Genomic DNA, 14,693 nt, shown 5'->3' with positions numbered 1-14,693 from the left:
CGCGAACTTCGCGGCCTGGTAATTAACCTGTAAACCTAAGGTACAATATGACTACAGTTAAAAGAAAAGGAGCCCGGTCTGCAAAAGATATTACACCGGCCATTAAACAACAACTGGATAGCGGCCTGATAGAAACGGCCAACCTGGTGGAGTGGCTGGCAGTAGACCAGCGGGTGCTGTTAAAGCACCTGTTGCAGCAAAACGACAGGGCCGCATATTTAGCGCCGGTGTTGGAAAAGATTGACCAGCTGCCCAAACAAACGGTGAACACCATTAATGAGGCCATCGGTACGGGCTTGTTTGAGCTGGCAATAAAACAGAAGGACAATATTTTTTTACAATCACTGGGGAATCATCCTGCCGACCTGGTGCGTTGCTGGGCAACTTATACCATTGGAAAAAATGAAAAACTTGGTATTGAAAAAGTACTGGCACAGATACAACCCTTTGCGGCTGATAAACATTTTGGGGTAAGGGAGATCAGCTGGCTGGCGGTGAGGCCTAAGATAGCGGCTGATATTGAAAAGAGTATCGCATTGCTTAAAGCGTGGGCCAGTCATCCGGATGAAAATGTACGCAGATTTGCCACTGAATCTACGAGGCCCCGTGGGGTATGGTGCGAACATATTGAAATATTAAAACAATCACCTGAACTCGGCCTGCCGCTATTGGAGCCTTTGAAAAATGACCCGGCCAAATATGTACAGGATAGTGTGGGCAACTGGCTGAACGATGCCAGTAAAACAAAACCTGTATTTGTGCAGCAGCTCTGTGATAAGTGGAGAAAGGAAAGTGATACGAAAGCTACTACATACATTATTAAAAAAGCCTTGCGTACGCTGCAGCAGTAATTATGAGGTTATAGTACGGTTAAAAAGGGGCAGGTTGCAAACACCGGCCCCTCTTTATTTATTCTTCCTGTTTCATATTATTGCTCTTGTTCCGCCTCCCAGTTAATACTGTTCTCGGCAATAACCGTTAAATCTTCATCCGTTTGTTTTTCTTCTTCCAGTGTCTCTGCCAGGATATCGCTGATCTCCTGGTAACCCAGGGTATTGGCAAGACTGACCAGTCCGCCATAAGTTGCTATCTCATAATGTTCTACTTTTTGTGCGGCCATAATGATACCTACGTCACGGGTCATGCTGCCTGCTTCTGTTTCTTCAATAACAGCAGCGCCTTCTTTGGTAAGGCCTTCCATTGCCTCACATTTCTTGCCCTGGGCCTTTTTACCCAGCATCTCAAATACCTGTTCCAGGCGGCTTACATGTTCTTCCGTTTGTGCCAGGTGTTCTTCAATGGCGCCCTGTAACGCTTCCGTTGTTGCGGCCTTTTGCATTTTCGGAAGTTCCTTCGTTAAATGTTTCTCTGCCCAGTATATATCTTTTAATGCATCTTCAAAATATTTTTCCAGTTGTGTATTGCCCTGGGCCGAACTTCCTTTAGAAGCTGATTCTTTGGTTGATTTTTTTACCGTTGCCATAAAAAAGTTTTAATGTTACTGGTACATGTACACAAAACAGTGCCAATACCGGGTATTCAAGCGATATGTTATTAACTATTTAAAGAAGTGGTTGATCCTTATATGTTTCATGTTTAGTTCCGCTTTACTATCAGCAACTTCCTGCAATAGGATATATTAGTTTGCCACTTGCTTAAGACCAGATGAAAAAACAGGAACCTGCCAGTGAATAAAGGCGGCGTTATTATTCATAATGCTCCCTTGGCACACTAATTGTTTTTTAATGAATATTCTTCAACTATAAAATATAAATATTATGGCACACGAAGCATGTATTGAAGCACTCAATGATCTTATACAAATTAATAATGACCGGATTGCAGGTTATGAAAAAGCAATTGATGAGTTGGGCGATAACCTTGACGGTGATCTGAAAATACTGTTTACAAAAATGATCGCTGAAAGTGGTAAGTATAAGGCCGATCTGGCGGCCATGGTGGCCTCTTACGGTGGCAAAGTAGCAGAAGGGTCTACTTTAGCCGGTAAGTTATACAGGGCCTGGATGGATGTAAAAGCAGTGTTTACCGGTGGTGACAGGAAAACCGTATTAAGCAATTGCGAAGCTGGTGAAGATGCGGCACAACGAGCTTACCAGATGGCTTTGAATGATGAGGAGGTGATGCCGGAAACAAAAGTATTGATCGCAAAACAAAAGCAGGAATTACTGAGCTCACACAATGAAATAAAAGCCTTAAGGGATGCAGCGCGGTAAATGATTTTCTTTTCAGGTATATTGATAAAAAAGCATGACAATATTGTCATGCTTTTAAATTAAGGGTATTATATACGCCCCGTAAATAATAACCGATAATTTATGCTTTATGGCAGTTCATTGCGGATTGTTTCTGCCTGCACCAGGTGGACCTGTAGCTGTGGTAATACTTCGGTAATCAATATCTTAATATCCAGGTCAATATTTTCTCCTGTTGCACCTACCAGCAACTCAATGGCTTTTTTATGGTTAGTAATAACGGCGTCCATAAAAGCCCTGTCAAAACCTGTACGTTTTTTAGTGTTAAATGCTATGGGAACAGGTTTATTGTCGGGGGATGGCAAGGCTGCTATATTGATCTGTATTTGTTGTTCCAGTTGTTTGACTGCAGCGTTAACGCCACGTTGGGAATGTACCATCTCCGCAGCAAAATCTTTGACCGAATTCCGCGTAGCCCGTTTTTCGGCCAGTTGTCCTACTTTCATTTCGCTGGCACTGTAAGCGGCTATCTGTGCTAAAAATTTACTGGTATTTACTGCTGCCTCTGTTTCGTTGTTACTGAACTCGTGCTCAGTAGCAACATCACCATTTTTATTTTTGCTCCAGTCGGGCAACTCACTGCAGGCAGGCAAAACTAGCAGGGTAAATCCCAGGAAGAGTATTGATCCTTGCATACACCGGATTTTAAATGAACAAAAATTAAAGTACAAGGGAATTTTATTATCCCCTGAGCGGAACCAATTGTACAATAAGATAAAAATGTGGAATACAAACAAGGTACGAAGAATCGGTTGAGAATATTTTAAAGAGGGTGGTTATTTGAGTTTTTCCAAAAAATATTATGTAAAAGTGTAGTAAATGCTGTATAACTAAGTGTAACCACGTATTATGATTGACGTTTGATGTTGTAACAATGAAAATCTATCACGACTTTTCTGCTACTTCCTGTATTGTTTCTTTACCTGCTTCAACCGTTATTTCTTTAGTGGTCACTGCATAATCGTTGGGATGAATGGCATCACCATATTTTATAGCGTAGGCCTTTGTAAACTCAGCACCAATATACAGGATGATAGAGGAATAGTACACCCATACCAGCAGCACAACCAGGGAGCCGGCAGCGCCGTATGTACTGCCTACTTTTGTTTGTGAAATATACAGGGAGATGGCAAACTTACCGATCATGAACAGTACCGTTGTGATCAGGGCCCCGGCAAGCACATCCTTCCATTTAATGCGGGCATCCGGTAATACTTTAAATATGACACCAAAGATCAGTGTACAGATACATATAGTAAGCACCAGGTTGATGATATAAAATACGGTGACAGCTATATCGGGGAACCTCGCCTGTAAACGGGTGCTCAGGCTTTCGATGATACCGGTAACAGCCAGTGACACGAGTAAGAGAAACCCCAGGCTGATGATCACGGAAAAGGACAGGAAACGGTTACGCAGCATTTTCAACAGGCCGCGTTTGGGTTTGGGCTTCAACCCCCAGATAGCATTAATGGAATCCTGTATCTCTGCAAAGACCGTGGTAGCGCCCACCAGTAAAATCACAACACCTGTTATTGCGGCAATGGTACCTTTGTCCCCAACCCCCGCATTCCGGATGATCTCCTGTAACTGGATGGCTGTATCACTGCCTACAAAGTCCTCCAGTATAAAATATATTTTGTTTTCAATGGCTTCTTTCTGCAGGAATAGCCCGCATAAGGCAATAATGACCACCAGCAAAGGACCCATGGAAAAAACAGTATAATAGGCCAGTGAGCCGCTTAACTTGGTCACCTTGTCTTTGGAAAACCCTTTAAATGTTTCTTTAATGACTTCCCAGATACCCCTGAATGTTATTTTTTCGCGACCCATACCGGAAGATTTTTCAAAAATGAGGATTGGTAAAGTGCCTGTTCCCAAAAGACCATTGATCTGCCGGGTATTGCAATGTTCATGTGGTTCAAATAATATACCAAAGAGATGGGAGTATAGGGTATAAGGTATAGGGTAGGAGGTGTAAGGTAGCGTTAGGGGTTAACAAAAAAAGCACGGGATTGCTGTATCTCGTGCTTTCTGTTCATTTGTTTGGGTTATTGCTTTTCGTCCAGGTAATAGGTTAAGAAACCCATCCTTGACAGCGTTAACAGGTATTCCTTAAAAGATTGTTTCAGTGAGTCGAGACAAACAGGCTCATCGCTGTTTTCATGGTGGAAGAATTGTGGGTGAGACAGGCGGAATGAACGGAACAATAAAATATCACGGATGTCCAGGGCCTCTCTTAGCTCTTCACTTTCATCCGATAATTCTTTGATCAATCTGGCTACGAGTACTTTTTTTTGTTCAAGGGTAGAGGAGGCTTGCATGCTTATTAGTTTTTGGGTTGATAACGTTAGTCCGGTTGGCGAAATTCATCACTTAAATCAGCAATGTTACCAAATATAAAAAAACAACCTCATGTATAAAAACATATAGGTGATTTATTGATTTTTGTAGGGGTTTTTACTAAAGGGCTGAATGAAACTTCACTTTTTCTAATGGTAATCGGAATAAACGCATAACATTCAGCCTAAGCATCAAAGATTATGTAGATGATGCTGATCCAAGGTGATCATGAGTATCTTGCAAACCTAAAACCTTCCTGTATTTTGGTATAACAAGGTTGCTGAAAACACAGGCATCCTTGTTGTATATTTGCATCTTTGTTATGTAAATACAAGATACAAAATGACTATTACCGCAGGCGGACAAAGTTTTCCCATTGAAAATGTCCTGTTTACTTTTGCCCTGGCCTCAGAAGCCGCAGATGTATTTGAACCCTATAACACTTTAATTACCGGCATTGGAAAAGTGAATGCTGCTTATGAGCTGACCAAAAGCATTGCGGCGCAAAGGCCTGCTCTTATTGTAAACCTTGGTTCTGCCGGCAGTAATTATTTTCAAAGAGGTGAGGTGGTCTGCTGTAACAAATTTATACAGCGTGATATGGACGTAAGGGGACTGGGCTTTGCCTTATACGAAACACCTTTGTCCGGTTTACCGGTACTGCTGGAATATGGTTTGGAACTGGAAGGCCTGCGACAGGGAATTTGTGGTACCGGCGATAGTTTTGAAATGGCGCATGTTAATAGTATTTACAACGTAGTGGATATGGAAGGGTATGCCCTGGCGATGATCGCCATGAAAGAAAATATTCCTTTTCTCAGTTTAAAATATATATCGGACGGGGCTGATGATAATGCAGCAGAGGACTGGAATGTACAGGTACACCTGGCAGCATTGGCCTATGGCCGTATTTTGAAGGTAAGTTCCGGCGTTTGTTTGTAAACTTTGCTTTTTCGCTTCAACAACAGTATATAAAATAAAATACCCCGGTAGCTGGAACTGCCGGGGTATTTTATCCTTGAACTGATCCCATCCTGAGGATTAACCCCAACAGCATAGGATGTTTGGTTGGTTATTTTTGGGGCTCATCGGAAAAAGTAAAGCCTGTATAGGTGGTGATCTTTTCTTTCAGACTTCCTTCTCCATAACCGGTCCAGCTTGCTTTTACCGTACCTTCCGGATCAATTAATACATAATTGGGAATGCCGTCTACACCGTATTGTGCATAGATACCCCGGTCTTCATTACCATCAGTCAGGTTATACCAGGTCATTTTAAAAGCCTCGGTAGCTTTTTCCCATATTTTCCTGGTATCGCTGCTCAGGCCAACAATGGCCAGCCGGTCCTTTAGCTTTTCATGTATCTCTTTCATTTCCGGAACAGAGGCATGGCAGGGACCACAACCAAAACTCCAGAAGTCCAGTAAAATATATTTGCCTTTAAAATCGGCCAGGCGATAGGATTTTCCTGCCATGTCTTTTAGTAAAGTATCATACATGGGTTGACCTACCTTTATTACTTTTGGCGGATTCAGCACCAGGGAGATCTTCTGGCCGTCAGGGCTATTCTTCAGGTCTGCCCCAAGGCTGCTGTACATTTTTTGTACGGCAGGCCTGAATTCTTCGGTACCATTCCATTTAATACCATTCGCTATTGATGTCAGTACTTCTAAACGGACCGGCGTTATATTACCTTTTTGTAAAAAGGCCAGGTTGTTTTTTTGTATTTTGTAATCAACAATGTTAGAAAGGCTGTCTATGGCATCCATTCTTTTTTTTAAGGTTTTACGTTCGTCTTTGGACGTTTTATCATCCCTGTATTGATCAATAAGGGCGCTTCTCTGTGTGGAAAGTTGCTGGTACTCCGTCCAGTCTTTTTTATTGGCATTGATAAAATAGGCCCATTCTTTTTGTTCGGGAATATTACTTTTTACTTTCCAGGTATATATTAATTTGTCGTTGCCTTCAACGGTAACGGTGGTGCCGGCCTTGGCCCATATTTTTAGGCTCATCGAGGGAAACCCTGTGCCTGACGCCATCAGGGCGTATTGCTCTGTTCCTTCTTCCTCAGGTGTATACTCGATCCGGAAACGGCCATTTATTACACTATCTTTTGATACGCCAATGCCTACATTACCATCCTGTTTCATTAAAAAAAACTTAGTGTTTTCTTCCACGCCTTTTACCTGACCATTGATGATGATTTTCTTTTGAGCAGAAACGCTGGCAGCAAACAAAAGAATACTTATAACAGCAAGTGTGTAATATCTCATAAATAGTTATTTGCCGATAAATTTACCGGATTAAACGTTTAGCCGGTTGTTAAATTTTTGAGAATCCGCAACAGGTTTTATACTTCACAGGTACCTATTCAATATTAGCTGGTATTTTATGAAGCGCTTATTGTAAATTAGATCAATGAAATATTTACTCATTATCCTTATATCGGTATTACCTTTTAGCCTGGTGAATGGTCAGAGGGTTATGTCACCAGATACAGCCCGTAATATAAAACCGGAAGGTACCTTGACCCTGGACCGTCGTTTTGATGATGAAGTTTTTGCTGTGGGCGGAGACGATAAACTATTGCGTATTTATAGTGCGGGCAATATGCAATTGTTAAAGGCCTATGCCTTTACTGCGATGATCCGTAATATCAGCTGGCATCCGCAAAACAAAAATATATTGGCTGTGACCACAGGCGGTAATGTGAACGGGATATTGCATATTGAAGACAATGCGTTCACCCAATTGGATATTCCGGATGGAGCCAGGGCAGTGAGTTGGAATTTTAACGGACAGTTATTGGCTACGGCGGATAATGCAGGACTGATAAAAATATGGAATGCGAAAGGCGCATTGTTGAGAACCATTAAAAAACAGGATGAGAACAGTTATTTTTCTTTGGACTGGCATCCGTTCAAAAACCTGCTGGTGGTCAGTGGCGATGATATTCGTATAGCTGATACTACCGGTATTACGCATAAAGTCATAAAGCATAGAAAAGAAAATACCGGTGTATTGGCCGTAAGATGGCACCCTTCAGGGGATTTTTTTGTCAGTGGTGATTATGGACAGGCCGAGGAGGGTATTGCTACCCTGTTACAGTTCTGGAAAACAGATGGTACGCTGATTAAAACAGTAAAGGGCAGTAAAGGCGAGATCAGGAACCTGGAATGGGACCTAAGCGGTCAATACCTTGCCACCGCCAGTGACCGCTTTCGCATCTGGGACAGAAACGGGAAATTATTAAACGAGACAAAAGAGGAAAATAGTTGGTGGGGTATAGACTGGGATCATAAAAGCAATATGATCCTTACAGCAGGGTTTTCGGGTGACATCATGCTTTGGAATAAAGAAGGAAAACTGCTGCAGGTGATTCGGGGTAAGGCAAAATAATTATTCGCAATTATATTTTTTAAAGCAGGTTGAATGCAACAGTCCGGGAGGATGATTGCTGACTGATGAACTATCTTTGCCGGTAAATATTTCCTGTACAATTCAGCGTATCATGACTGCAGCACAATTAGTAAAACAAATAACTTTTATCAAGGAAATTGATAAGCTAAAGTATATCCAGCGTAAAACAAAACTGTTCAACAGTGACCGGAATGAGAACGATGCGGAACATAGCTGGCACCTGGCTTTAATGGCTATTGTACTGGCAGAACATGCCAATGAACCGGTTGACATTTTAAAAGTAGTGAAGATGGTACTGATCCATGATATTGTGGAGATTGACGCAGGCGATACCTTTATTTACGATACGCAGAAGGATCATACCAATACGGAGGAGGAAAGGTTAGCGGCCGGCAGGATCTTTGGATTGCTACCCAAAGAACAGGCAGAAGAACTGATCGCTAGGAGTTTGAGGCAGGTGAAACAAAAGAAGCCCGTTTCGCAAAAGCCATGGACCGGCTGGAGCCATTGTTGCAAAATAGTTCCAATAACGGTGGTACCTGGAATGAGCCCGGTGTAAATTATGAAAAGGTATATGCTAAAAAAAGCGCCATTAATAAAGGCTCTGCTGTAATATGGGAATATGCCGAGGGCCTTATCAATGAAGGAGTGGCAAAAGGTATTTTAAGGAAAGAATAGGATATAAGGTATAAGACGCTGTTCAGCGTAAAGCCGCCGGTTCTGCCGCGGCTTTATTATTTCTGTCGCTTGGTGCCTGTAAAAAAAGCTGCCTCTTACGAGACAGCTTTTACTATTATCATGAATGATATGAGGGTTAAAAATATTTGGTCTTGCCCGGCATTGCGATGGGGTAACTGCCATCATCATTTGGTAAAACGGGTGGGGCGGCAGTAAAACTGTATTCTTTGGGCATGATGTCCAGGCCGCTGGTTAATGCTTTCTCAAAATCGATCACCTGGCCACTGTAAGTGGCCATGCGGCCTATGATGCCGGTAAGGGTGCTTTTGGCGCCATGTTCTGCATCGGCAAATTTGTATTCGCCTTTGGCAATAGCGGCAAACAGCTCATCATGTTCCGCCTGGTAAGGATTATTCTCGCCTTTTTTATCAAAGGCAAAAATGGTATTGCCCTTATTGTCTTTAATAACTGCAGCATCGCCGTAAATTTTTCCTTTGGTGCCAATGATCAGCTCATCTACCTTACTCATGGTACGTGGTATATGACGGCACTGGCTGTTCATGATAGAACCATCGGCATAATGGAACTCTACGTAATGGTGATCGTATATCTCGCCATATTTTTTATCGGTACGTACCTGGCGGCCGCCCATGCCCTGGGCTTTAACCGGGTATCCGCCCTTGAACCAGTTGATCACATCAATATTATGTACATGCTGTTCTACAATATGATCGCCGCAAAGCCAGTTAAAATAATACCAGTTACGCATCTGGTATTCCATTTCGGTTTGCCCGGGCTGACGTTCTTTTACCCATACGCCGTCATTATTCCACCAGGCCTGCGCAGAAGTAATATCACCGATCAGGTCTTTTCTTTTATACAATTCCAGGTAAGAGTTTTGGTAACGTCTCTGCAAGCCTACCACTACGTTCAGTTTTTTTTGTTTGGCTATTGCCGCGGTGTCCAATACTTTTTTTATACCCGCCGGATCAGTCGCTACCGGCTTTTCCATAAACACATGTTTGCCCAGTTTGATGGCCGTTTCAAAATGAATGGGACGAAAACCCGGAGGGGTGGTCAGAATAACCACATCGGCCAGGGGTATGGCTTTTTCATACGCATCAAAGCCGGTAAACTTCCGGTCTTCCGGTACATTTACTTTGTTTTTGTCAATGCCTGATTCGGCAAGGTTGCCTGTAATAGCTTTATAACAGCTGTCCAGGCGGTCTTTGAAGGCATCGGCCATGGCTACCAGCTGTACATTCTGTTTGGTGCTTAAAGCCTGTATGGCTGCACCGGTACCACGTCCGCCACAACCGATCAACGCCACTTTAATGGTTCCGGCTGCACCGGAAAAGAAATTGGCATTTCCTAAAAAAGGTGCGGCGATCAGTCCGCCGGCTATCAGTGATGTTTGCTGTACAAATTTTCTGCGGGATGTTTTATTGTCCATTTTGGGAGTTTTGGTATTTGTATTTTATGATGATTGTTTTTAGATGGCCAGGGTAATAACAGTGTTTACAGGTTTAAATACTTCTCAAAAAATTGCTCGGCTTCCTCTTTGGTAGGTTGTTTAAGCGGGCATACCAGCCTGAAGCCAACAAAGGGTGCATCGGCATTCCACCATTTACTTTTAGGTATCTGCGGATCGCGGCGGTTCCATATAAGATCGGACTGCTCACGGTTGGCGCTGCGTAGCATGTCCGCAGCATCGTTATAATCACCGCCACGTACTACCAGCGGATGTTTGCTGGTGGGAACACGAACGGGATCGATATTGTTTTTCTGTTGTTCCTGGTAAGTATTGGCATCATACTGATCCAATACCCATTCCTGCACATTGCCCAGCATATCATATAAGCCCCAGGCATTGGGTTTTTTGAGACCAACTTTATGGTAACGGTCGCCACTGTTGGCAGCATACCAGGCGTAATCCTTTAACTGTGCACTGTCATTCCCGAAAGGATAAACCGTGGTAGAACCTGCTTTGCAGGCATATTCCCATTCGGCCTCCGTAGGCAGGCGGTAAAACACACCGGTTTTTTCATACAGCCATTTACAATACATAATAGCCCCGCGTTGTTTCATACTGTTGGCAGGGAAGCCGCCTTCTTTTCCCATACCCAATGTCATTTCAATATAAGGACGGGAAGGGCGGGAGATGGCATCCACATCACTGTTCTCGGCATAGGTCTCATCGTTAAGGTATAAGGCAAATTCATCGTGCGTTACTTCTTTGGCGCCCATCCAGAAAGCGCTGAGCTGAACGGGGTGCTCAGGTTTTTCATCGGCCTGTTTGGAAGGCTTACTGCCCATTATAAAACTGCCGGCTTTCACAGGAACCATTTCAAATTTTACGGAACTACCCGGAATAACCTGTTCATATTTCTCAAATGCACGGTTTTGACTACTGGCTGTTATTGTTATGAAAACACCGGTAAAAAGCAACACGTTTTTATACATGGTTTAAAGATATATAAAAATGAATGAGAACGGTTTTTACACAAACGATTGCTCAGGCATGTTGGGGAAATTTTGTTATTTTCCCTGAAAATATTCAACCATGCAACGCAGATCATTCTTAAAAAATACGCTGTTCGGAACAGGTGCGCTGGCCCTCGCCACCGGTACCGGAGCAACGGTCAATACTTTTTCGCAGGCTAAAGGACAACCTTTTCACCTGGATTATGCACCGCACGATGGCATGTTTGCAACCAGCGGCGGAAAAGATTTTATTGACCAGATCAGGTATATGTATGACCTGGGTTTCCGGTCAATTGAAGATAACGGGATGGCCGGCCGCTCCGTGGAACAACAAACTAAAATTGGGGAGACCCTTGCTAAGCTGGGCATGCGGATGGGTGTATTTGTGGTACCTAAAGGTGGTAACGGGGCTAATACGCTGGCTGCAAAAAAGAAGGAGCATGTGGATATTTTTTTAGAAGGCTGCCGCAAGTCGGTTGAAGTGGCCAAACGGTGTAATGCCAAATGGGTAACCGTAGTACCGGGTGATTTTGATAAAAGCCTGCCGCTGGCTATCCAGACCGCGAACGTGGTGGAAGCCCTGCGCCGTGGTGCGGAGATATTGGAACCCCATGGTATTGTTATGGTACTGGAACCTTTGAGTGACACGCCTGATCTTTTCCTGCGGTACTCAACGCAGACCTATGAGATCTGTAAAGCGGTGAATAGTCCCAGCTGTAAAATATTATACGATGCCTATCACCTGCAAAAGAATGAAGGCAACCTGATTAAAAATCTTGAAATGTGCTGGGATGAAATTCCCTATATACAGGTGGGTGATAACCCGGGTCGTAAAGAGCCCACTACGGGCGAGGTAAATTATAAAAACGTATTTAAGTTTTTATATGAGAAAGGGTATAAAGGTATTATCGGTATGGAGCATGGTATGTCCAAACAAGGTAAAGAAGGAGAGGAAAGATTAGTACAGGCCTATCGCGAAGTGGATAGTTTTGTATAGTACCAAGCTGTTATATTAAACCGGCAGGTTTGCGTTACTTTTTTTATGATAAAATGTTAAGTGTTATAATGAATAAAGAGTTGATACAATGCGTATCAACTCTTTATTGAAACTGTTATTTATTATTTATAACCCAATCCGATATTGTATTGCACACCAACACCAATATTACCCAGGTTATATTTTTGAACCTCATTGTTCAGGGTAATATTGTGATCGCTGGGGGTGAATAATTTGGAATAGTGTACAAAAAAGTTCCAGTTCCTGTTGTGATAACCTACCTGTGGCCTGATATAAAAACCACCGTCGGGCCGGCTTACATTAATACCTTCGGCCACCCTGTCATCGCCTACTACAAAACCGTAACCAAGGTCGGCACCGGCATAAATACCCGCTGCTTTAGGATAGTAACGCAATAATGCTGCAACCGGTATTACGCCTGCGCTGTTATTATCGATCGTTGTACTGCCTAATTTATTTTCTTTGCCAAAATAATGCTGGTAACCAGAGGCCACACCCACACCAAAATGGTTAGTCACCAGGTACTGGTAGTTCAGGTCAAGGCCTACTGTTCCGCCCACGTTATTGTTGGGAACAGCCACACCACCGGATACACCTACTTTTAACGTGTTTTTGTACAACCCGCCTGTCTGACCAATTGAATCTTTACCCGCAAATAAAACTGCTGCTAATACTGAGCCTGCTAATAAGTACTTTTTCATAATTAAAAGTTTTTAGATACAGAGGATTAATCTAAAACTATACCAAACTGTTGCCGGACAAAATAGTGTTAAGTGTATCAATGAGTTAGATAGCTGTTTTCTACTGTCATTTATAACCTGCCGGATTCTTTTTACAGCAACTTGCTGTGGAAAAAATTATGCTCCCGACATCAACAGCATGCAAAAAAATATTCTCTACTTATCAGGCCCGTATCAATTAATATATAACAGGTAATAAAAAAATGCTGCGTTGGGGTTGTTCTATCGCAGTGTTGAATTTCTCCTATGCTTTTTTATGGATAGGCAAAAGAGTCAGAATTTTAAATGACTTTGACAATATACAGAACACAAAACCAATACTACACATCCGTATAAAACACACATTATGCATAAACGCTTATTGCAGAAAAGAGTAATCATTTTTATTCTCACCATTATTATAGGCTCAGGGATGTATGCGCAGAATATAACCAATCCCGACTTTGAGTTATTTACTACCTGCCCTGCCCAACACTCCAGGTTTATTAATAATGTAACCGGCTGGTTATCTTCATTGGGAGCATTAGCCGGAACACCTGATTATTATAATACCTGTGGTTATAAAATGCCGGAAAAATTAGTGGCCCAAAGCGGTGATGGTTTTGCGGGAGGTTATGTGGAGCTGAATAATACATTTACAGATTATAAAGAATATATTACTTGTCATCTTTCCAGCCCCCTGGTAGCAGGTGTTACCTATACTTTCACATTTTATACCGCCCATTTATTCGGAACAATCCCTTCCAGTTTTCCTCCGCCCACCGATATTACTTATCATGATCTACCCGATGCGGAACAGGGTTTCCTGGGTGCTGTATTTTCGACTGCGGCCCCTGTAGCATCCAATACAGTAGGAAATACCAGTCCGCGGTATAACTCCCTTAAAAATGATTTCGGCAGTGGCCGGGCCCTGATACCTAAAACCAATACAGCGGTATATGGAGCAGCATCCAGAAATACCTGGGTACAGGTAACCTTGCAGTATACGGCCGTAGGAGGGGAGGAATATATGACCATGGGACAGTTCCGGCCGGGTCCTACCAGTTTTGCTCCTACACAGGGTGCTTATTATGTTTTTGATAATTTTTCCAATTCTTTGCAGGTACTACCGGTAACGCTCGAAAATTTTACAGCCACTAAACTGGATAATGCTGTGTTGCTGGATTGGATAACTGTTTCGGAACAAAACAATAAGGGGTTTGAAGTGGAGCATAGCAGGGATGGAGAAAAATGGACTACTATCGGTGCCGTTAACAGTAAAGCCGTTAACGGTAACAGCAGTACAAAACTGGCGTATAATTATACACATTACACACCGGCTGACGGCAATAACCTGTATCGTTTAAAACAAACCGACCAGGACGGCAAATTTGTTTACAGTAATATAAGCAAACTGGCCTTCAATGATAAAATACTGACAGTTTCTCCTAATCCTGTTACTTCCACTTTGTCAGTAAGCGGGTTAAAGCAGGGAATGAGCCTGCAATTATTAAATGCTTTCGGCCAAGAGGTGAAGATGATCCCGGTGAATGCTAATAGTACAGTGCAGGTGGATATGTCCGGTTTACAGGCAGGCACCTATCTTATCAAAGCAACCGGCAAAAACGGGGAAAGTATGAGTTATAAAATCCTGAAAAAATAATATGCCTTGTCTTAACCGGCGTAAATCTTTTATAATAAGTTTTGCGCCGGTTAACTATTGGGATGTAAAACAAATTATCCCATACAGCTAATCAGT

Annotated in this window: 16 protein-coding genes; 8 read left to right on the top strand and 8 right to left on the bottom strand. The window is 42.7% G+C overall.

Translation table 11 applies throughout. The features are described 5' to 3' along the window. Positions 1-47: 47 nt before the first annotated feature. The gene (locus tag ACFS6H_RS16840; RefSeq protein WP_386101616.1) at positions 48-851 is read left to right on the top strand and encodes a DNA alkylation repair protein; all 804 of its coding nucleotides are present in this window, start codon (positions 48-50) and stop codon (positions 849-851) included. Positions 852-928: 77 nt separating this feature from the next. Here the strand turns inward: ACFS6H_RS16840 and ACFS6H_RS16835 are convergent, their stop codons facing one another. Further along, a complete protein-coding gene (locus tag ACFS6H_RS16835; RefSeq protein WP_386101613.1) occupies positions 929-1,483 on the bottom strand; it encodes a YciE/YciF ferroxidase family protein in 555 nt (184 codons plus the stop codon). A gap of 295 nt (positions 1,484-1,778) precedes the next feature. Here ACFS6H_RS16835 and ACFS6H_RS16830 point away from each other — a divergent pair, with 295 nt between their 5' ends. Further along, a complete protein-coding gene (locus ACFS6H_RS16830; RefSeq protein ID WP_386101610.1) occupies positions 1,779-2,234 on the top strand; it encodes a PA2169 family four-helix-bundle protein in 456 nt (151 codons plus the stop codon). 107 nt (positions 2,235-2,341) lie between these two features. On the opposite strand, the gene ACFS6H_RS16825 is transcribed toward ACFS6H_RS16830, so the two are convergent. From ACFS6H_RS16825 to ACFS6H_RS16815, 3 genes are all read right to left on the bottom strand, one after another. Next, positions 2,342-2,908, bottom strand: coding sequence for a DUF4142 domain-containing protein (locus ACFS6H_RS16825; protein ID WP_386101607.1), 567 nt, complete (start codon positions 2,906-2,908; stop codon positions 2,342-2,344). 250 nt (positions 2,909-3,158) lie between these two features. Continuing rightward, on the bottom strand, positions 3,159-4,106 hold the full coding sequence (locus ACFS6H_RS16820; protein WP_386101604.1) for a YihY/virulence factor BrkB family protein: 948 nt from the start codon (positions 4,104-4,106) through the stop codon (positions 3,159-3,161). 218 nt (positions 4,107-4,324) lie between these two features. Continuing rightward, the gene (locus tag ACFS6H_RS16815) at positions 4,325-4,597 is read right to left on the bottom strand and encodes a hypothetical protein (protein ID WP_386101601.1); all 273 of its coding nucleotides are present in this window, start codon (positions 4,595-4,597) and stop codon (positions 4,325-4,327) included. 361 nt (positions 4,598-4,958) lie between these two features. Between ACFS6H_RS16815 and ACFS6H_RS16810 the strand changes: the two genes are divergently transcribed. Next, on the top strand, positions 4,959-5,558 hold the full coding sequence (locus tag ACFS6H_RS16810) for a 5'-methylthioadenosine/S-adenosylhomocysteine nucleosidase family protein (RefSeq protein WP_386101598.1): 600 nt from the start codon (positions 4,959-4,961) through the stop codon (positions 5,556-5,558). A gap of 130 nt (positions 5,559-5,688) precedes the next feature. Here the strand turns inward: ACFS6H_RS16810 and ACFS6H_RS16805 are convergent, their stop codons facing one another. Beyond that, the gene (locus tag ACFS6H_RS16805) at positions 5,689-6,888 is read right to left on the bottom strand and encodes a TlpA family protein disulfide reductase (protein ID WP_386101595.1); all 1,200 of its coding nucleotides are present in this window, start codon (positions 6,886-6,888) and stop codon (positions 5,689-5,691) included. Between the two features lie 145 nt (positions 6,889-7,033). On the opposite strand from ACFS6H_RS16805, the gene ACFS6H_RS16800 reads away from it, so the two are divergent. The 3 genes from ACFS6H_RS16800 to ACFS6H_RS16790 all read left to right on the top strand — a co-directional run bounded on the left by ACFS6H_RS16800 (position 7,034) and on the right by ACFS6H_RS16790 (position 8,713). Next, complete coding sequence (locus tag ACFS6H_RS16800) at positions 7,034-8,014, top strand: WD40 repeat domain-containing protein (RefSeq protein ID WP_386101592.1); 981 nt, start codon at positions 7,034-7,036, stop codon at positions 8,012-8,014. Positions 8,015-8,126: 112 nt separating this feature from the next. Continuing rightward, positions 8,127-8,594: an HD domain-containing protein gene (locus tag ACFS6H_RS16795; protein WP_386101589.1), complete on the top strand. Its 468-nt coding sequence runs from the start codon at positions 8,127-8,129 to the stop codon at positions 8,592-8,594. Continuing rightward, positions 8,525-8,713, top strand: coding sequence for a hypothetical protein (locus tag ACFS6H_RS16790; protein WP_386101586.1), 189 nt, complete (start codon positions 8,525-8,527; stop codon positions 8,711-8,713). The genes ACFS6H_RS16795 and ACFS6H_RS16790 overlap by 70 nt, the downstream gene beginning before the upstream one ends. Before the next feature lie 136 nt (positions 8,714-8,849). Here ACFS6H_RS16790 and ACFS6H_RS16785 read toward each other — a convergent pair whose 3' ends face one another. Together ACFS6H_RS16785 and ACFS6H_RS16780 are read right to left on the bottom strand one after the other, a co-directional pair. Next, complete coding sequence (locus ACFS6H_RS16785) at positions 8,850-10,166, bottom strand: Gfo/Idh/MocA family protein (RefSeq protein WP_386101583.1); 1,317 nt, start codon at positions 10,164-10,166, stop codon at positions 8,850-8,852. A 65-nt stretch (positions 10,167-10,231) separates the two neighbouring features. Then, positions 10,232-11,176 carry a formylglycine-generating enzyme family protein gene (locus ACFS6H_RS16780; RefSeq protein WP_386101580.1) on the bottom strand — a complete coding sequence of 315 codons (945 nt, stop codon included), beginning with the start codon at positions 11,174-11,176 and terminating at the stop codon, positions 10,232-10,234. A 100-nt stretch (positions 11,177-11,276) separates the two neighbouring features. Between ACFS6H_RS16780 and ACFS6H_RS16775 the strand changes: the two genes are divergently transcribed. Next, entirely contained in the window at positions 11,277-12,194 is a 918-nt protein-coding gene (locus tag ACFS6H_RS16775; RefSeq protein ID WP_386101577.1) for a hydroxypyruvate isomerase family protein, read from the top strand. A gap of 122 nt (positions 12,195-12,316) precedes the next feature. Here the strand turns inward: ACFS6H_RS16775 and ACFS6H_RS16770 are convergent, their stop codons facing one another. Next, the gene (locus ACFS6H_RS16770; protein ID WP_386101574.1) at positions 12,317-12,916 is read right to left on the bottom strand and encodes a hypothetical protein; all 600 of its coding nucleotides are present in this window, start codon (positions 12,914-12,916) and stop codon (positions 12,317-12,319) included. Between the two features lie 385 nt (positions 12,917-13,301). Between ACFS6H_RS16770 and ACFS6H_RS16765 the strand changes: the two genes are divergently transcribed. Further along, a complete protein-coding gene (locus ACFS6H_RS16765) occupies positions 13,302-14,597 on the top strand; it encodes a T9SS type A sorting domain-containing protein (protein WP_386101571.1) in 1,296 nt (431 codons plus the stop codon). Positions 14,598-14,693 lie beyond the last annotated feature (96 nt).

It is taken from the genome of Terrimonas rubra, from assembly GCF_042686025.1.
Classification (GTDB): domain Bacteria; phylum Bacteroidota; class Bacteroidia; order Chitinophagales; family Chitinophagaceae; genus Terrimonas; species Terrimonas rubra.
Note: the sequence above shows the minus strand (reverse complement) of the source record. Positions and strands in the feature narration are given on the sequence as shown.